Origin of the sequence: Methylobacterium sp. E-005, from assembly GCF_022829725.1 — a bacterium.
Lineage (GTDB): Bacteria > Pseudomonadota > Alphaproteobacteria > Rhizobiales > Beijerinckiaceae > Methylobacterium.
Window position 1 is genome coordinate 29552 of record NZ_JAKSYG010000062.1, and the last position, 17481, is coordinate 47032.

A 17481-nucleotide genomic window follows, 5' to 3' on the forward strand; every position below is an offset into this window, starting at 1 on the left:
GCCAGCGATGTTCGACAAGATCCTGATCGCAAACCGGGGCGAGATCGCCTGCCGGGTCATCAAGACCGCCCGGAAGATGGGCATCAGGACCGTAGCGGTCTACTCGGATGCCGATCGCGACGCCGTGCACGTCGCCATGGCGGATGAGGCCGTCCATATCGGTCCGGCCGCAGCTTCGGAATCCTACCTGGTCATCGACAAGATCGTCGAGGCCTGCAAGCAGACCGGTGCCCAGGCCGTACATCCCGGCTACGGCTTCCTATCCGAGCGCGAGGCCTTCCCGAAGGCGCTTGAGGCGGCCGGCATCGTGTTCATCGGTCCGAATCCCGGCGCCATCGCCGCCATGGGCGACAAGATCGAATCGAAGAAGGCGGCCGCCTCAGCGGACGTTTCGACCGTGCCCGGCTTCCTCGGCGTCATCGAATCGCCCGAGCACGCCCGGACGATCGCCGACGAAATCGGCTATCCCGTGATGATCAAGGCGTCCGCGGGCGGCGGCGGCAAGGGCATGCGCATCGCCCACTCGGGCGACGAGGTGGCGGAGGGCTTTGCCCGCGCCAGGTCGGAGGCGGCCTCCTCCTTCGGCGACGATCGCGTCTTCATCGAGAAGTTCATCACCGATCCGCGCCACATCGAGATCCAGCTGATCGGCGATAAGCACGGCAACGTCGTGTATCTCGGCGAGCGCGAGTGCTCGATTCAGCGCCGCAACCAAAAAGTGATCGAGGAGGCGCCGTCGCCACTCCTCGACAAGAAGACCCGCCGCAAGATGGGCGAGCAGGCGGTCGCGCTCGCCAAGGCGGTGAATTACGATTCGGCCGGCACGGTCGAGTTCGTCGCCGGCCAGGACAAGTCCTTCTATTTCCTAGAGATGAACACCCGGCTCCAGGTCGAGCACCCGGTGACCGAAATGATCACCGGCCTCGATCTCGTCGAGCTGATGATTCGGGTCGCGGCCGGTGAGAAGCTGCCGATCACACAGGACGACGTGAAGCTGAACGGCTGGGCCGTGGAGAGCCGCGTCTATGCCGAGGATCCGACCCGCAACTTCCTGCCCTCGATCGGCCGGCTGACCACCTACCGTCCGCCGGAGGAGGGGCAGCAGGGCAAGGCGATCGTGCGCAACGATACCGGCGTGGAGGAGGGCGGCGAGATCGCCATCCACTACGATCCCATGATCGCCAAGCTGGTGACCTGGGCGCCGAGCCGCGCCGAGGCGATCGCCGCACAGGGCGAGGCCCTCGATGCCTTCGCGATCGACGGCATCCGCCACAACATCCCGTTCCTGTCGGCTCTGATGGCGCACCCGCGCTGGCAGGATGGCCGCCTCTCCACCGGCTTCATCGCCGAGGAGTTCCCGAACGGCTTCACCGCGCCGGAGCCCGCCGGACCGGTGGCGGCCCGGATGATGGCCGCCGCGGCGGCGATCGATCACAAGCTCAACCAGCGCAAGCGCGGCATCTCCGGGCAGATGCGCGCCCCGGGGCTGTTCGCCTTCGAGCGGGACCGCGTGGTGATCCTGGCCGGTCAGTCCTATCCCGTCACGGTGGAGCCGGAGGGCGAGGATCTTTTGATCACCCAGGATGACGGCACGTCCCTGACGGTGGCGAGCGCGTGGCGTCCGGGCGAGCCGGTCTGGATCGGCACGATCGGATCCGAACGCGTTGCCATTCAGGTGCGCAGCCTGCTCAACGGCGTGTTCCTGCAGCATGCCGGCGCGGCCGCCGAGGCCCGGGTCTTTACGCGTCGCGAGGCCGAACTCGCCGCGCTGATGCCGGTCAAGGAGCAGGCGGGTTCGGGCAAGCAGGTGCTCTGCCCGATGCCGGGGCTCGTGAAGCAGATCCTCGTGGCCGAGGGCCAGGAGGTGAAGAATGGCGAGCCGATCGCGGTCGTCGAAGCGATGAAGATGGAGAACGTGCTCCGCGCCGAGCGGGATGCGACCGTGGGCAAGATCCACGCAAAGGAAGGCGAGAGCCTCGCGGTCGACGCGGTGATCCTGGAATTCGCCTGAGCCTATCGACCTTCGTCGTGAGTGCGGTTCACAACGAACAGACGAAGCTGCTGGCCACCGCGGTTAACAACATCGCGGTGGCTTTCGCGGTGATCGGCTTCGTGACACCGATCACCGCGATGAGCTTCGGGATCGCGAGCGCGCCGACCTTGCATCCGGCGACGGCCTTCTTTGTGGCGATCTGGCTTTGCGCTGTGATCGGCGTACATCGGGTCGGGCGGCGCGTGCTGCGGAGCATCAGGCCATGAGTTCGGGTGAGATCTTCGTCACCTTCGTGATACCCGCCGTGACCCTGGTGATCGCCTATGCGGCGATGCGTGCGAACGAATGGGCGATCCAGCGCGACGAGCGCAAATCGGGCAAGTGATGCGGGTGAGCGGCGGCTGATCTCGGCGGCATGCCCCTCTACTTTGCCTACGGCGCCAACATGGATGCCGCCGCGATGGCCCGGCGCTGCCCGGTCTCGCGGCTGATCGGCGGCGGCCATCTGCCGAGATACCGGTTCATCATCATGCGCGAGGGTTACGCCTCTGTGGTGCGCGGTCCCGCGCACACTGTCTGGGGTGTGCTCTGGGACCTCGCCAGCGACGATATCCCGGCCCTCGACCGCTACGAGGGCGTCGCGGGCGGCCTGTACACGAAAGCGACCCTGCCGGTTCGGACTCCGGATGGTGTCAAGCGCGCCCTGATCTATCTCGGCTGTTCCACGGCGCCCGGCCGTCCGCGGCCTGGTTACCTCGACGCGATCCTGGCCGCGGCCCGCGCGGCGCAGTTGCCGCCGGCCTATATTCGCGAACTCGGCCTTTGGTCGCGTGGCCTTCCGGCCTGAGCGTTCTGAAATTGGTACGCGACATGCTTGCCCACGATCGAGCTGGCGGGCGAGGGGGCTCCCCGTGCCCGGCCGGCCATCCGTGATTGCGCAGGGCGTCCGTCGATCAACGGCGATTGGCGCGCGTCTGCGAGGGAGTTTGTCGCATGTCGTATCTGGCGCCCGCCGATTTCGTGAAGAAGGCCGTCGACGCAGGGGAGTCGAAGGTTTTCATGGCCACCAAGGACACCTTTATCCGGGCCTATATGGCCGGCGCGATCCTGGCGCTCGCCGCCGCGTTTGCAGTGACTATCAATCAGACCACGGGCCAGCCGCTCGTTGCGGCGCTGCTGTTCCCGGTCGGCTTCTCGATGCTGTACCTGCTCGGCTACGACCTGTTCACCGGCGTCTGCGTGCTCACCCCGCTGGCGCTGATCGACAAGCGGCCCGGCGTCACCGTGGCGGGCGTTGCACGCAACTGGGTGCTGGTCTTCTTCGGCAACTTCGCGGGGGCGCTCACCACCGCGGTGATGATGTCGATCGTGTTCACCTTCGGTTTCGCCACCGAGCCGAACGCCGTCGGCAAGCTGATCGCCGGCATCGGCGAGGCCCGGACGCTCGGCTACGAGAAGTACGGCGCCTCCGGCATGCTGACGCTCTTGGTGCGCGCCATGCTGTGCAACTGGATGGTCTCGACCGGCGTCATCGGCGCGATGCTGTCGACCTCGGTACCCGGCAAGGTGATCGCGATGTGGATGCCGATCACGGTGTTCTTCTTCATGACCTTCGAGCACTCGGTGGTGAACATGTTCCTGTTCCCGTCGGCGATCCTCATGGGCGGCCACCTGACCGTCATGGACTACCTGCTGTGGAACGAGATCCCGACGCTGATCGGCAACATCGTCGGCGGTATCGCCTTCACGGGCCTGATGCTCTACGCGACCCACGTACGGACCGGCGCGACCCGGTCAGCGGCCATCGAGGCGAACGTGCGTCGTCCCATCGCGGCCGAGTGAGGCAATCCGGACCCGCGCGCCAGACGTGCGGGTCCCCGATGGGTGTAGTTTTGCATGCATGAGGTACGGACCGTCTCCGTCGAGATCCGGGGGCGGGTGCAGGGGGTCTCATACCGGGCCTGGACCCGGAGCGAGGCCCGCGCCCGCGGTTTGACCGGCACCGTGCGCAACCGCGACGACGGCACGGTGGAAGCGGTGTTCAGCGGCGCGCCGGAGGCCGTGGCCGAGATGCTGACGCTGTGCAGTTCCGGGCCAATGGGCGCTCGCGTGACCGACATCGCCGTACGGGAGCACGTGGGTGCGCCCGCTCTGACCGGCTTCGAGATCCTGCGCGACTGAAATCCGGCCGGCGCAGACGCGCGACGGCGGCTTCTGCGTCGACCGATTGGCTGGTATGGCGTCGCGTATACCGGCCAGCACCCTATTTTGAGGATCATGACCGCTCTATCCGCCGGCCAGGCCGCGTTCTCGCCCGTGGATCTCGGAGCGCTCCTGTATTTCATCCTCGCCTGGGTGGCGTACGGGCTCTCCGTCGGGCGGTTGCGGGGCCGGATGGTGTCCCTGAGCCAGATCATGAACGGCCACCGATCCAACTGGGCCCGGCAGGTCATTGGCCGCGACAACCGCGTCGTCGACACGCAGATCAACGCATCGCTGCAGAACGGCACCGCGTTCTTCGCATCGACCTCGCTGATCGCCCTCGGATCCGTCCTCACCCTGTCGCGCTCCGGCGACGACGTGCTGAATCTGTTCGCGACGCTGCCGTTCGGCACGGTGGCGAGCCGGCTCACCTGGGAGTTGAAGGTTGCCGGGCTTGCGCTGGTTTTCGTCTACGCGTTCTTCAAGTTCGCCTGGGCCTACCGGTTGTTCAATTATGCGGCGATCCTGCTCGGCGCGGTGCCCTCGAAAGGGTCGGGGGCGAGCGAGACCGAGATGCTGCGCGCCGTCCGGCGTCTTGCGGCGATGAACGTCAGCGCAGGCCGGCATTTCGCACGTGGGCAGCGGGCTTTCTTCTTCGCGCTGGCGTATCTGGGCTGGTTCGTCAGCCCCTATGTGCTCCTGGTCTCGACATCGGCGGTGGTGATCATCATGTGGCGTCGTCAGTTCGCGTCCGAGATCCGCATGGCGCTGCTCGAAGCCGGCGAGGGTCCCCATGAGGGTCCCCTGCTGTCGCCCCTGGAAGAGGCACGACCATGACCGATGCGCGAGCGGATGACGCCACGATCGAAGAGACCATGCTCGGCCTCGTTGCCGCGCGCGGCGCGGACAAGACCGTCTGCCCCTCGGAGGTCGCGCGGGCGCTCGGCGGCCCGCATCCGGACGGGTGGGGCCCCCTGATGCAGCCGGTGCGCCGGGTCGCCGTGCGCCTCGCCCATGCGGGACGCGTCGCCATCCTGCGCAAGAGCAAGCCGGTCGACCCGGATGATTTCCGCGGCATTTACCGGCTGGCGCTGCCCTCGGGCGCCTCCGGCCCCGGAAGCCAGTCCGGCGTGTAGCCCGCCCACCGGTAGACTGCGAGACCGATCCACTCCTTCACGGCCAAGTCGAGCTGGAGCAGACCATCCGAGGCGAAGCCGTTGAAGCGGGCGATATCCCCCCAGCCGCGCGTCCGATAATCGACCGGAAAGGCGTCGACCGTGAACCCGGCCTGCCGGAAGCAGCCGACCGCCCGGGGCATGTGCCAGGCCGATGTCACGAGGCGCCAGCGCTCACCGGGCTTCGGGTGCACGAGGGCGGCGGTGAACTGCGCGTTCTCGTGGGTGTTGCGTGACCGATTCTCGAGGATGAGGCGCGTGCGCGGAACGCCGATCGTGTCGGCCTGACGGCTGACGATATCGGCCTCCGCGATCCCGCCACCGATGAAGCCGCTGCCCCCCGAGAAGACCAGCCGCGCCGTCGGGAAGCGCCGGGCCAGATCCGCCAGATAGATCGGCCGCTCGCCGGCATCGTTGACGATGACCTGCCCCCGGGCCTCGGACAGCCCGGCCTCGATCCCGCCGCCGAGCACGATGATGCCCGTGGGCGGCGGTCCATCAGCTGGCGACGGCGGAAAACGTTGTTCGAGCGGCAGCAACAGGATTTCAGACAACGGCCCAAGGCCTCCGATCGCAAGGCCAAGGGCACCGAGCAGTACCAGGGACGCCCCGGTCCGCCGCAGCCGCGCAGCCACGAGGAGGAGCGCTCCGAACAGGGTTGCGAAGATCAGGAAGTTCGACGGGGTGATCAGGAAAAAGATCACCTTCGACAAAGGGAAGAACACGGTGTTCACGCCGGCTTGGTCTCGGACTGGAAGCGCGCCAGGGCGGCGGCGTCGGGCGGCAGGAGGCTGCCGAGGCTCTCGCCCCGTTCGGCCTCGCGCTGAATCCACAGGTCGAGGCGCTGCTGCTCCACGGCCTCGAGGGCGATCCGTTCGGCAATGCCTGCGGGCAGGGCGACGATCCCCTCCCGCGTACAGACCACGATGTCGCCCGGATGGATCGCGGCGCCGCCGCAGGCGACGGGCTGCTGCGTGCCGACCAGGGCAAGCGTACCCGAGCTTTCCAACGGCGCGGCCCCGTGCGGCAGGCCGATCTCGTCCGGCAGGGCTGCATCGGTGATCAGACCCACGGCGCCGCGCTGGACGAGCCGGGCCGCCAGGATCGCGCCGAACGGCAAGGGCGAGCCGGTCCCAGCGGCGTCGATCACCACGACCGATCCCTCCGGAACCGCGTCGATCGCGGCGGCGATGTCGCCCGCGGCATCGTCGCGGGCCGGGATCATCCGAAGCGTAAAGGCGGTCCCGATCGCGGTGCCGCCGCGCAGGGTCAAACCCAGGGGGCTGAACGCCTTGACGCCCGCCCGCATCAGCGCACGGGCCAGACTGGCCGGCGTCACGGCGGAGAGCGCGTCACGCAAGGTCGGGTCGATCGCCATCGAAAATTCCTCGGGGCGGCATGCTCCGCCGCCGGCTCTGTCAGGTCGATCTGCAGCCAAGTGGATCCAGCGCGTCCGACGGCAAGACCGCCACGAACGCAAGCGACAGGATCCTAAGCGATGAGAACCTCAGCCGACTGGCTCGCCGAAGGCGTGGGCCGAGCCCGGCCGGTCGGCGAGTCGCGCGTACCACCGCTTCAGGGCCGGGCGTTCGACCCGCTCGGCCGGCAGGTTCAGCCAGCGGTGTACGGCACAGCCCAGGGCGATGTCGGCGATGCTGAATGCGTCCCCGACCGCATAATCCCGCTCCGCCAGACGGGCGTCGAGGAGTGCCGCCAGGGCTTCCGTCCGCTTGAGCGAGTCGGCGATGAGCGCGCGGTCTGGATCGGATGACCGGAACAGCTGCCAGAACGCGTCTCGCATGGCCGGCGTGAAGCTCGTTGCCTGCCAATCGAGCCACTGATCGATGTGAGCGCGGGCGCGGGGATCCTCCGGCAACGCCAGCGCCGGGCAGGTCGACGCAAGATAGCGGAGGATCGCATTCGACTCCCAGAGCACGAAGCCGTCCTCCTCCAGCGTCGGGACGAGGCCGTTCGGGTTCAGGGCGCGGTAGGCGGGATCGGCGACGACGCCGAAGGCGCCGCCCGCATCGATCCGCTCATAGGCGAGCCCGGCCTCGTCGAGCCCCCAGACCGCTTTCTGCACGTTCACCGAAGTGAGTCGCCCCCAGAGCCTGCGCATCGTCACGCCTTCGTCCTCAAATCTTCGGGGGATAGGCATGGTCGCGCCCGTCCGGATCGGTCACCCGCTGCCCGTCCGCCGTATCGCGCAGGTACTGGGGACCCACCGGCACCTTGCCGTGACCGCCGGGAATGTCGAGCACGTAGGTCGGCTGCGCGAGGCCGGAGAGGCGCCCACGCAGGGCGCGCATCAGCGCCTGTCCCTCGGCAAGGCTGGTGCGCAGATGGCTGGTGCCCGGCGCAAGGTCGCCATGATGCAGGTAATAGGGCTTGATCCGGTTCTCGACGAAGCTCCGCATCAACGCGTCCAGCGTCGCCGCCGAATCGTTGACGCCGCGCAGCAGCACGGTCTGGCTCACCATCGGGATCCCGGCATCGACCAGCCGGGCACAAGCGGCGCGCGCTGCGGGGGTGAATTCGCGCGGGTGGTTCGCGTGCAGGGCGACGAAGACCGCACGGCCGAACCGACGCATCGCCTGCACCAGATCGTCGGTCACGCTGTCGGGTTTGACCACGGGCACACGGGTGTGAATCCGCAAGACGCGCACATGCTCGATGGCCGCGAGCCGCCCCGCAATGCCGCCGAGGCGCCGGGCCGAGAGCGCGAACGGATCCCCGCCCGTCAACACGACCTCCCAGATCCGCGGATCCCGCGCGATATACGCCAGCGCGGTCTCCAGCTCGGCCTCGCTGAGCGTCCCGAGCCCGGTCGGCCCGACCATCTCGCGCCGGAAACAGAAGCGGCAATAGACCGGGCAGACGTGGAGCGGCTTGAGCAGCACGCGGTCCGGGTAACGGTGGACGATCCCGATCACCGGCGCATGGGCGTCGTCGCCGATCGGGTCGGCCCGTTCCTCGGGCTCGACCCGGCCTTCCGCGATCGAGGGTACGAATTGCCGGGCAATCGGATCACCGGGATCCGACGGATCGATCAGCTCGGCCATGTCGGGGGTCAAGGAGACCGCGTAACGATCCAGCACGTCGCGCAGCCGAACGGCTTCCGCGTCCGAGATCAGGCCGGCCGCCACGAGATCGTCGGATCCGTGCAGGGCATGGGTCATGCCGGGGTCTCCGCGACCGGTGTCCAGATGACATCCTCGATGCGGCTGGCGCCACAAGCCAGCATCGCGAGCCGGTCGAAGCCGAGGGCGATCCCCGAGGAATCCGGCATGTATGCGAGGGCCGCCAGGAAATCCTCGTCGATCGGATAGCGCTCGCCGTAGACGCGCAGTTTCTCGGCCATCTCGTCCTCGAACCGACGGCGTTGCTCGTCCGGGTCCGTCAGCTCGCCGAACGCGTTGGCGAGTTCGACCCCGCAGACATAGAGCTCGAACCGCTCCGCGACGCGAGCGTCATGCGGCGACGGCCGGGCGAGGGCCGCCTCGCTGATCGGATACTCGCACAGGATCGTCGGCCGACCGATGCCGAGATGCGGCTCGATCCGTGCCACAAGGACCCGGGAGAAGAGATCGGCCCAGGTGTCGTCCGGCGCGACACGCAGATCCGCAGCCGCAACCGCGCTGGCGAAGGCATCCCGGTCGGTCTCGCCAGTGTGCGACACGGTGGCGAGCAGGTCGATTTTAGCAAACTGCGCGAACGCTTCGGCGAGCGTGAGCCGTTCGGGCTCCGCATAGGGATCGGCGTCCCGGCCGCGATACGTGAAGCGATGCGCGCCTGCCGTGGTGGCCGATAATCGGAGCAGCGCGGCGCAGTCGTCCATCAGGGCGGTGTATGGGGCCGCAGCCCGGTACCATTCGAGCATCGTGAATTCGGGGTGATGCAACGGCCCCCGCTCCCGATTGCGGAACACCCGTGCGAGGCTGAACAGCCGCGTCTCGCCGGCCGCCAGCAATTTCTTGCACGCGAATTCGGGCGATGTGTGGAGGTAAAGCGGCATGCGCGCGCCGCCGCCGCCCACGGCCTCGGTGGCAAAGGCCGAAAGATGCGCCTCGTTGCCCGGCGAGACCTGCAGGCAGGCTGCATCGACCTCGACGAACGCCCGCTCGGCAAACCAAGCCCGAACAGCCGCGGTGAGGCGGTTGCGCAGGATCAGCGCCGGCCGGCGATCGGCATGGCGGTCGACGGACCACCAGGGCGAAGCCGGCGCCGTCACGCGCCGATCCCGGTGACGGGCGACGCCGGATGCAGCCCGCTGACAGGCGTGTCGGTCCGGACCATCCTCGGCCCCCTCCGGCTATGCGCGGACGCGTTCACGACATGACCTGTCGCCGGCTCACGACGACTCATCGACCGCCCGCTGGCAACCGGGACGCAGATGCGATAGTGGCGGGGTCCGAGATGCAGCGCCCGCGCTTGGCGCGTGCCGCCCCCCATGTCAATGCAGGACGCAATTCCGTGAAGGTGATCGCCTCAACGCTCCGCAAGGGCAACGTCGTCGATAAGGACGGTAAGCTCTACGTGATCCTGTTCGCCGAGAACATCCATCCCGGCAAGGGCACGCCGGTGACCCAGCTCGACATGCGCCGCATCACGGACGGTGTGAAGGTCTCCGAACGCTACCGGACGACCGAGCAGGTCGAGCGCGCCTTCGTGGAGGATCGTGAGCACACCTTCCTGTACAGCGACGGCGAAGGGTTCCACTTTATGAACCCCGAGAATTACGAGCAGATCGCGGTCCCGGAGGATGTGGTCGGTGACGCCGCGCCCTACCTCCAGGAAGGCATGGCCGTCATGCTGTCCGTCCACAACGGCGTACCGCTGACGATCGAACTGCCGCAGCGCGTGACGCTGGAGGTCGCCGAGACCGAGCCGGTCCTGAAGGGGCAGACTGCCTCGTCATCCTACAAGCCTGCCACGCTGTCGAACGGCGTGCGCACGACCGTGCCGCCGCACATCGCGGCCGGGACGCGCGTAATCGTCATGACCGCCGATGGGGCCTACGTCGAGCGCGCCAAGGACTGAGCGGGCTGAACCGGCCCGGCTCGACGCTCAGGAGCGTCTCGCTGAACGGCTAGCCCTTAGGGGATCTCCCGCCGGCCGCGACAGCGCAGCGGGAGTTCTTGGCAGCGCTCTTGGAGCCTCGCGGGATACGCGGCCTTGGGTCCAGAGTGATGCCGGTAGCGGCTCCGCGCTGCGGACGCCCAACCGTCACCTCCGATCAGGCGTCACCGCATTGATCGGCGCATGCTCGAGGGCTCCGTAGCACTGCTGCGAGAGATCGTGGGCGCGCACCTGCTCGGCGACGGTGTATGGGCGCCCATCCTCCCGGAACAGATCCTCCCGGAGCAGGGCGTCCGACGTGCAGCGGGCTGCGATCCGGCAGAGCGGCGCCTCGCCGCCGGTGCGGGTGCAGATTGTTACATAATCGGCGCGGAACGCCCGCAGTCCGGCATGCGGGTTGGGGCCGGTCACGCTCACGACGGCGGTGAGCAGCCCCAGCAGGAGCGGCTGGTGGATCAGGTAAATCACCAAGCTGTGGCGACCCGCGAAGGTCGCACAGCGGCCGAGGCGTGAACGGGGAGTCCAGGCGCCGAGGCGTAAGGCGGCGAGCCGCGGCAGGCCGATCCGACCGAGGACGATGCCCGCCAGGACCAACCCGAACCAGGGGAATAGCGGCACGTAGTCGTTGGTTCGCGGCATCACCGCACCGAGCCCGAGGAAGAACAGGGCCGGGGCATCGAGGAACGCCGCGTGCAGGACCAGCGGAGCGGCCAGAACCAGCGCCGCAGCGAAGGCGGCGACCGACACCGGAAGGAACAGGAAGGGCAATCCCAGCACGCTCGCCAACGCGATGCAGTGCAGGATGCCGAAGAACACGAAGGCATCCGGGAAGGCGACCCAGGTCCCGAGGGTCACGAGCAGGGCGGCGCCGCCGATGCGTCCGAGCCGGATCAGCGTCGCCCTCGGCCGGATGCCACGGCCATTCATCAGCACCAGTCCGACACCGACGAGGAGCAGGAAGGTGCCCGCGATCGTCTCGGCGGCACGATGCCCGAGGGGCGTCAGCGCATAATTTTCGACCGTCAGCCGAAGATAGCCGAGGTCCCAGAGCGTATGATAGCCCGCCATGGCGGCCAGTGCGGTCGCCCGCGCGGCATCGATCACCGGAAGGCGGCCTTGGCCCGGACGGGCGGTCGACGCGGTCGGGGGGGGAACGATGGCGGCTTCGGTGAGCATGGTGGCGCAGTCAAACCACGGGGGTGGGACCAATGCCAAGGGGTGCTCGCTTCACGTCGCGGCCGCGGTCCAGACGTCTCCAACACTCTCGAAAACGTGAAACTGTTCAGCTCCCGATCTTTCGGACCGACGTGACTGGAGCCCGGGGCGGAATCCACGTCGCGGTCCAGATGGTTGAGTACCGATACGTGCGCTGCATCGACTGTTGCCGTCGCGCATACACCCCCCGAGATTGCAACTCGGTCGCGCTCATTGGTCGGCGAAATGGGCTTCCCGCGAGTCAGGACTTCGTTAATCTTGCCGGGAAAGAGCGCGGCGTGATTCAGGGTAGGTTGCTCGGCCATGTCTGACGAACACGGGTCCGGGCCAGCGAACTCAGAGCGGGCGTCGGCTCGAAGCGACGAGACCGGCCTTCGCGAGGACGAAGTCCTCGATCTCGTGGAGGTGGCGGGCCATATCAAATGGTTCGACGTCTCCAAGGGATTCGGTTTCATCGTACCGGATGACGGCGCACCGGATATCCTGCTGCACGTGACCTGCCTGCGGCGGGACGGCTATCAGGCCGCCAGCGAGGGCGCGCGCATCGTCGTGGAGGCGGTTGAACGGCCGCGCGGCTGGCAGGCCTTCCGGGTAATCTCCCTCGACCAAGCGTCGGCTTTGCATCCGTCGGAGATGCCACTCCCGAGAACCCACGTCACCGTGACGCCGACGAGCGGCCTCGAAACCGCAGTGGTGAAGTGGTTCAATCGCTTGCGCGGGTTCGGCTTTCTGACCCGGGGCGACGGCACGCCCGATATCTTCGTCCATATGGAGACGCTGCGCCGGTATGGCATCGCGGAGTTGAAGCCCGGCGAAGCGGTTCTGGTACGCTACGGCGATGGCTCGAAGGGGGTCATGGCGGCGGAGGTGCGGTTGATCGATGGGACGCTTCCGGCCTCCCATTGAGGTGACATCGGATTCCCACCCGCCCGATGTTGGCCTATGTCGGCTGCAAGCATGATGGCACGAGGGGCTTCAGCCTGTGAGATTCCAGTTTCGCCTCGCGGCGTTCGCGACCGTGGTCGGTCTTGGCCTGACGTCCGTCGTCCCGGTTTCGGTCGCTCGCGCGCAATCGGGCGCCCAGGCGGCGACGGCCAAGGCTGAGCCGTTGACCATCGTCACCAAATCCGGGCCGAAGCGCTTCGACGTCGAGGTCATGCGCGACGATGCGGGGCGCTCCCGCGGACTGATGTTCCGCCGGCATATGGCGGTCGATCATGGAATGCTGTTCGATTTCGAGCAGGACGTGCCCGTCACCATGTGGATGAAGAACACTTATCTCCCGCTCGACATGGTCTTCATCCGGCCGGACGGCACCATCAGCCGCATCGCGGCCGATACGGAGCCGCTCTCCACCGCCATCATTCCGTCGGGTGGTCCCGTCACCGCAGTGCTCGAACTCAATGCCGGCACTGCCGCCAAGCTCGGAATCCAGCCCGGCGATCGCATCGAGCATCCGATGTTCCGAGGGCGCTGATACGCGCCGCGAACGCACCGGGAACATCCACCTTGACCAACGCATCCATCCGGGCCAGTGTTCCGGCAATGTTCCGATGCTTCGGAATGCCGGGACGGCGCGGAGGATCCGATGGGCGATGTGGTCGAAGCCGAGCTGTTCGGCAACGATGACTGGACGGTGCAGGCCGACGGGATCGAGCATCGGGCGACGGGGTACTTCATCGCCCGCGAAACGCTGGCGCATCGCCGCGCCGAGGGCCTGTGGGACTGGCCGCTGCAGATGGCCGAGAAGCGCTGGTGCCGTCCCAGCCTGTTCCGTGAGGCCTTCCTGGCCGCGCTCGATCACTTCGGCATCGCCCGCGATGCCAATCTGCTCCGCTCGTTCGCGCTTGGTTACGGCATCCGTGCGGTCGTATCGCCGGCCGCCGAGACGTTCGTGACCTTGGCCGACATCCTCCAGCCGCGCAACGCACCGTCGAAGGTGCACATCGCTACCCGCCCGGCCGCGCGTGCGCTGATCGCCGCCGGGGCGTGAGGCTGACGCCGGTCGGGACGCGTGCGCCGCCGGTCGAGTCCCCGGGGAGACGATCGCTGCCAAACGCGGTACGTCTGCAAGGAACAGGGACGGAGATACCAGCATGGCGGAGCACAATACGGCCGGCGACGCGGGAGAGCTGGAGGGACTGATCAGCTCACCGCTTTCGCGACGCGGTTTCGTCATGACCAGCCTGATGAGCGGCCTGACGCTCGCCACGACCCGGGTCGAGGCACAGGTGATCCATACCGACACCACCGGCATCGAAGCCGGCGAAGTTAAGATCCCGGCCGCGGACGGGCCGATGCCGGCCTACAGGGCGGTGCCGCAGGGGGCAGGTCCGTTCCCGATCGTGCTGGTGGTCGAGGAAATCTTCGGCGTTCACGACTACATCAAGGATATCTGCCGGCGCCTTGCCAAGGCCGGATATTGCGCCGTCGCGCCGGAGCTTTACGCCCGCCAGGGCGATCTTTCGACGATGACGGATCCCAAGGTCATCATCCGGGATGTCATCTCGAAGACCCCGGACGCGCAGTGGATCGGCGATCTCGACGCGACGGCAGCCTGGGCCTCGACGGCTGCGAAGGGCGACGCCCATCGCCTCGCCGTGATGGGATGGTGCCGCGGCGGGCGCGATGTCTGGCTCTACGCCGCGCATCGCCGGGATCTGAAGGCTGCAGTCGCTTGGTACGGCCCGGTGGGCGGCGAGCGGACCGAGATCCAGCCGCGTACGGCCGGTGATGTGGCGGCGGAAATCAACGCGCCGCTGCTCGCCCTCTACGGGGGAGCCGACCAGGGCATCCCCGTTGCGTCCGTCGAGGAAGCGCGCGATCGGGCGAAGGCGGCCGGGAAGAGCGTCGAGCTCGTGGTCTATCCGGATGCGCCGCACGGCTTTCATGCGGATTATCGACCGAGTTACCGGCGCGAAGCCGCCGAAGACGGTTGGACACGCGCCTTGGCCTTCCTCAAGGCCCACGACGTCGGCTGAAGCTGGCCGGGGCGGAATGGCCATGGCGTAGTGATCGGGAGGTAAAACGCCGCCCGGTCTCTGCAAATCCGACCGTCCCTGGGACTGATCACCCGCGGGCGGAACAACACGCGACTGCCACGCGGAGAGGCATATCCGGCCGTTCCTGAGTGGCTGTGTTACTCAGGACACAAACACAACTTCTTTATTATGCAAGGATCACAGGAAGCTTCGTGCCTGCGCGGGTCCGGCCTACCGCCGCGATAATGCGTTGAACCGATTGCGACGGCCGCCGTTCAGCCCCTGTAGAGTGTCCTGGCCCATGAGCGATTCGGTACAGACCGGCCGGAAGCCCGTGATCCTCGTCGTGGAGGACCAGCCCGACGAGCGCTTCCTCGCGGCTACGCTGCTGGAGGACACTGGGTTCACCGTGATCGAGGCTGAGACTGCGGACCGCGCGCTGGAAATCCTCAACAACCGTGGGGACGAGGTGAGCGTCGTCTTCTCGGACGTACGGACGCCGGGTCCGATCGGCGGCTTCGAGCTGGCGCGGATCATCGGCGTGACGTGGCCACGGGTGCGGGTCCTCCTGACGTCCGGCGATGCCGGTGATCAGCCGAGTGACCTGCGCGTCTCCGCGACCTTCATCCCGAAGCCCTGGCGCGCCGAAGATATCCTGGCCTGGGTGGAGCAGGCGGCGGGCCGCCCGTCCGGCGAGACGGGACCCTCGATCATCGGAACGGGCGGCAAAATAATCCGCCCCGGTCTGGAAACTTGAAGCAGCGGCGTCGTTGTACGGCTCTCCAGAAGGCGGCGCCGAGCTACGCGCACAACAATGGATCGCAGGCGTCGCCATGAAGATCGTTGCTGTCAACCACGCTGATTCCTTGCGCCGGCCCGGCGAATCCGAATCTGCCGAATTGGCGATTGTCGACTCGGTTCGTGAAGAGCTGCTCAGTTTCTACGGCGCTGCGGACGATACGGTCCCGCACACGCTCGCCGCCCTGGCCCAGCAACTCGATCAGGTCGGATCGCCTGACGGTCAGCGCGTGGCGTGATACCGGGCCGGTCTCAAATGTTGGCTCGCGACGCTGAGGCGATCGTAAAACTCGATCCGGGGTCGTTTGGAGACAGAGTTGGTTTGACCTTTCCCGCCGGACGGTAGTGCACCGCGTGCAGGATGCGATGTGTGATGCCTTTAATGTTCCTGAAACCTTGCCCCCTGGGCTCGCGCCAGGAACGAACAACCTTCCGTCCACAACACGGTCGATAAGATCGGCCCCGGCTCGCCAAGACCCAAGAATCTGCTATTCACCGCCTTCAATCCTGCAGGCGCAGGCCTTTACGTAATCGAGCCCTCCATGCGTCTCACCGCCCTTCGCGGATCGCTCGCCACGGTCGCGATCCTGATCCTGGCCGGTGTGGTGTCCGCGCAGGGGGCAACTCCCCCGCCTCAACCGGCCGACGGTCCCGGCAGCGTCGGGGATCGTAAGGCTACGGTGGTCAAGCGCCTGCTCGGTCGTGGCAGCACCAGCAGCTACGCTTTCTACACGGCAGGCTCCGCGCCGGAGACCGGTCGACCGGTCGCCGTGTTCCTGCACGGCTGGGGCATCGTGAATCCGCAGAGCTACGGAGCCTGGATCGACCATCTGGCCCGGCAGGGCTGGCTCGTGATCCTGCCGCGCTTCCAGGATGTGAACCGGACGCGACCTGCCGATGCACCGGCCAACGCCGAGGGGCTGGTCAAGGCCACCCTGGCCGACCTCGCTGCCGACCCTGAAGCCAAGCCCGATCTGGGCCGTGTCGCCATGATCGGCCATCTGGCCGGCGCCCCTCTGGCCATGGATCTCGCGGCGGACGCGAAGGTGCGGGGTCTGCCGACGCCGAAATTGGTCTTCGCGGTCATGCCTGGTGGCATTGCCAGCGGTCCGAAATCCCGTGGCATCACCCTCGGCGACATCTCGGCGATCGACCCCGCCACGATGATCATCGCCATGGTGGGCGACAAGGATACACGGGCCGCCGATCTCGCCGCGAAGCGCCTGCTGCGCGAGGCGAGCTCCGTGCCTATGGACCGCAAGTTGTTCGTGCGGATCCTCTCGGACGACCACGGCTTCCCGGCGCTCACCGCGACGCTGGCTGCGCCGGCCGGCGTGGACTCGGCCTATGACGGCAGCGCCATCAAGCCCGCACCCGAGCCCAAGGACGCCCCCAAGGACAACCCGAAGCCGCCGCCGTTCCGTTGGTCGCCCGATATGGCACTGACCGGAGAGCAGCAGACGCTGGTGTCCCAGGTCAATCTCGCCCGGGTGGATGCCCTGGACTATCTCGGTTTCTGGAAGGTCTTCGATCTGGCCGCGAGCACGGCCTTCGCCGGTTCGGATGCCGCGGCGCTCAAGAACAACCCGCGGCTCGCCGATATGGAGCGGTGGAGCGACGGCTGGCCGGTGAAGCGTCTGGTCGTCGAGACCCCGCGCCCAGCCCCGGCGGCTCAGGCCAAGCCGCCTGCCGAGGCCAAGTCCTCTGCCGAGGCCAAACCCTCCGCGCCTTCGCGTAAACGGTGATACCCATGGCCGGGCAGCTTGGCCTTGGCGCGTGGCTTGCTACGTTGGTCCCGTTCGGAACGGGAGCGAAGCCATGCCCGAGTTCGTCGCCAGCCTGCTCGCCGCAGCGGCCTTCTGCCTGACCCTGCTCGCGCTGAATGCGCTCACACGCGTGCTGATCCAGGCTCATATCGGACCCTCCGATCTGGGAGAGACCGGCTTGCTGCAGGTGGGCGGCGCCCTGGTTGCCGCGCGCGTCGCCTACCGGCGGGCGCCCCACCGCGAGTTACCCTGATCGCACCGGGCGCCGGGTC

23 protein-coding genes are annotated in these 17481 nt (G+C 67.5%); 17 read left to right on the forward strand and 6 right to left on the reverse strand.

Annotated features, from left to right (window positions below; translation table 11 throughout):
- Nucleotides 1-7: 7 nt before the first annotated feature.
- From MKK88_RS06140 to MKK88_RS06170, 8 genes are all read left to right on the forward strand, one after another.
- Nucleotides 8-2011 carry an acetyl/propionyl/methylcrotonyl-CoA carboxylase subunit alpha gene (locus MKK88_RS06140; RefSeq protein WP_243997907.1) on the forward strand — a complete coding sequence of 668 codons (2004 nt, stop codon included), beginning with the start codon at nt 8-10 and terminating at the stop codon, nt 2009-2011.
- A 17-nt stretch (nt 2012-2028) separates the two neighbouring features.
- Nucleotides 2029-2259 carry a hypothetical protein gene (locus MKK88_RS06145; RefSeq protein ID WP_243997908.1) on the forward strand — a complete coding sequence of 77 codons (231 nt, stop codon included), beginning with the start codon at nt 2029-2031 and terminating at the stop codon, nt 2257-2259.
- A complete protein-coding gene (locus MKK88_RS33755; protein WP_279602096.1) occupies nt 2256-2378 on the forward strand; it encodes a hypothetical protein in 123 nt (40 codons plus the stop codon). Before MKK88_RS06145 ends, MKK88_RS33755 begins: the two co-directional genes overlap by 4 nt.
- A 30-nt stretch (nt 2379-2408) precedes the next feature.
- Nucleotides 2409-2840: a gamma-glutamylcyclotransferase family protein gene (locus MKK88_RS06150; RefSeq protein ID WP_243997911.1), complete on the forward strand. Its 432-nt coding sequence runs from the start codon at nt 2409-2411 to the stop codon at nt 2838-2840.
- A 146-nt stretch (nt 2841-2986) separates the two neighbouring features.
- A complete protein-coding gene (locus tag MKK88_RS06155) occupies nt 2987-3835 on the forward strand; it encodes a formate/nitrite transporter family protein (protein ID WP_243997913.1) in 849 nt (282 codons plus the stop codon).
- Between the two features lie 54 nt (nt 3836-3889).
- Complete coding sequence (locus MKK88_RS06160) at nt 3890-4174, forward strand: acylphosphatase (protein WP_243997915.1); 285 nt, start codon at nt 3890-3892, stop codon at nt 4172-4174.
- A gap of 96 nt (nt 4175-4270) precedes the next feature.
- Entirely contained in the window at nt 4271-5032 is a 762-nt protein-coding gene (locus tag MKK88_RS06165) for a DUF599 domain-containing protein (protein ID WP_243997917.1), read from the forward strand.
- A complete protein-coding gene (locus tag MKK88_RS06170) occupies nt 5029-5331 on the forward strand; it encodes a DUF3253 domain-containing protein (protein ID WP_243997919.1) in 303 nt (100 codons plus the stop codon). The genes MKK88_RS06165 and MKK88_RS06170 overlap by 4 nt, the downstream gene beginning before the upstream one ends.
- Here the strand turns inward: MKK88_RS06170 and MKK88_RS06175 are convergent.
- From MKK88_RS06175 to epmA, 5 genes are all read right to left on the reverse strand, one after another.
- A complete protein-coding gene (locus MKK88_RS06175) occupies nt 5274-6095 on the reverse strand; it encodes a YdcF family protein (protein WP_243998199.1) in 822 nt (273 codons plus the stop codon). The two genes, MKK88_RS06170 and MKK88_RS06175, sit on opposite strands and share 58 nt — an antisense overlap.
- Before the next feature lie 5 nt (nt 6096-6100).
- Entirely contained in the window at nt 6101-6748 is a 648-nt protein-coding gene (locus MKK88_RS06180; protein WP_243997921.1) for a dimethylmenaquinone methyltransferase, read from the reverse strand.
- 129 nt (nt 6749-6877) lie between these two features.
- Complete coding sequence (locus tag MKK88_RS06185) at nt 6878-7489, reverse strand: glutathione S-transferase family protein (protein ID WP_243998201.1); 612 nt, start codon at nt 7487-7489, stop codon at nt 6878-6880.
- A 16-nt stretch (nt 7490-7505) separates the two neighbouring features.
- Nucleotides 7506-8549 (reverse strand): lysine-2,3-aminomutase-like protein, encoded by a 1044-nt coding sequence (locus MKK88_RS06190; protein WP_243997923.1) that lies wholly within the window; start codon nt 8547-8549, stop codon nt 7506-7508.
- Entirely contained in the window at nt 8546-9601 is a 1056-nt protein-coding gene (gene epmA, locus MKK88_RS06195; protein ID WP_243997926.1) for an EF-P lysine aminoacylase EpmA, read from the reverse strand. Before epmA ends, MKK88_RS06190 begins: the two co-directional genes overlap by 4 nt.
- A 185-nt stretch (nt 9602-9786) precedes the next feature.
- On the opposite strand from epmA, the gene efp reads away from it, so the two are divergent.
- Nucleotides 9787-10410: an elongation factor P gene (gene efp, locus MKK88_RS06200; RefSeq protein ID WP_243997928.1), complete on the forward strand. Its 624-nt coding sequence runs from the start codon at nt 9787-9789 to the stop codon at nt 10408-10410.
- A gap of 186 nt (nt 10411-10596) precedes the next feature.
- Here the strand turns inward: efp and MKK88_RS06205 are convergent, their stop codons facing one another.
- Complete coding sequence (locus MKK88_RS06205) at nt 10597-11625, reverse strand: heparan-alpha-glucosaminide N-acetyltransferase (protein ID WP_243997930.1); 1029 nt, start codon at nt 11623-11625, stop codon at nt 10597-10599.
- Between the two features lie 342 nt (nt 11626-11967).
- On the opposite strand from MKK88_RS06205, the gene MKK88_RS06210 reads away from it, so the two are divergent.
- From MKK88_RS06210 to MKK88_RS06245, 8 genes are all read left to right on the forward strand, one after another.
- A complete protein-coding gene (locus MKK88_RS06210; protein ID WP_243997932.1) occupies nt 11968-12570 on the forward strand; it encodes a cold-shock protein in 603 nt (200 codons plus the stop codon).
- 127 nt (nt 12571-12697) lie between these two features.
- Nucleotides 12698-13141, forward strand: coding sequence for a DUF192 domain-containing protein (locus MKK88_RS06215; protein ID WP_279602105.1), 444 nt, complete (start codon nt 12698-12700; stop codon nt 13139-13141).
- Between the two features lie 111 nt (nt 13142-13252).
- Nucleotides 13253-13657 carry a hypothetical protein gene (locus MKK88_RS06220; protein WP_243997934.1) on the forward strand — a complete coding sequence of 135 codons (405 nt, stop codon included), beginning with the start codon at nt 13253-13255 and terminating at the stop codon, nt 13655-13657.
- A 103-nt stretch (nt 13658-13760) separates the two neighbouring features.
- Nucleotides 13761-14645, forward strand: a complete 885-nt coding sequence (locus MKK88_RS06225) for a dienelactone hydrolase family protein (protein ID WP_243997936.1) — start codon at nt 13761-13763, stop codon at nt 14643-14645.
- Between the two features lie 301 nt (nt 14646-14946).
- Nucleotides 14947-15402 (forward strand): response regulator, encoded by a 456-nt coding sequence (locus MKK88_RS06230; protein WP_243997938.1) that lies wholly within the window; start codon nt 14947-14949, stop codon nt 15400-15402.
- Between the two features lie 76 nt (nt 15403-15478).
- Complete coding sequence (locus tag MKK88_RS06235; RefSeq protein ID WP_243997940.1) at nt 15479-15682, forward strand: hypothetical protein; 204 nt, start codon at nt 15479-15481, stop codon at nt 15680-15682.
- Nucleotides 15683-15985: 303 nt separating this feature from the next.
- Nucleotides 15986-17188 (forward strand): chlorophyllase/cutinase-like alpha/beta fold protein, encoded by a 1203-nt coding sequence (locus MKK88_RS06240; protein WP_243997942.1) that lies wholly within the window; start codon nt 15986-15988, stop codon nt 17186-17188.
- Nucleotides 17189-17261: 73 nt separating this feature from the next.
- Nucleotides 17262-17462: a hypothetical protein gene (locus MKK88_RS06245; protein WP_243997944.1), complete on the forward strand. Its 201-nt coding sequence runs from the start codon at nt 17262-17264 to the stop codon at nt 17460-17462.
- Nucleotides 17463-17481: the final 19 nt, after the last annotated feature.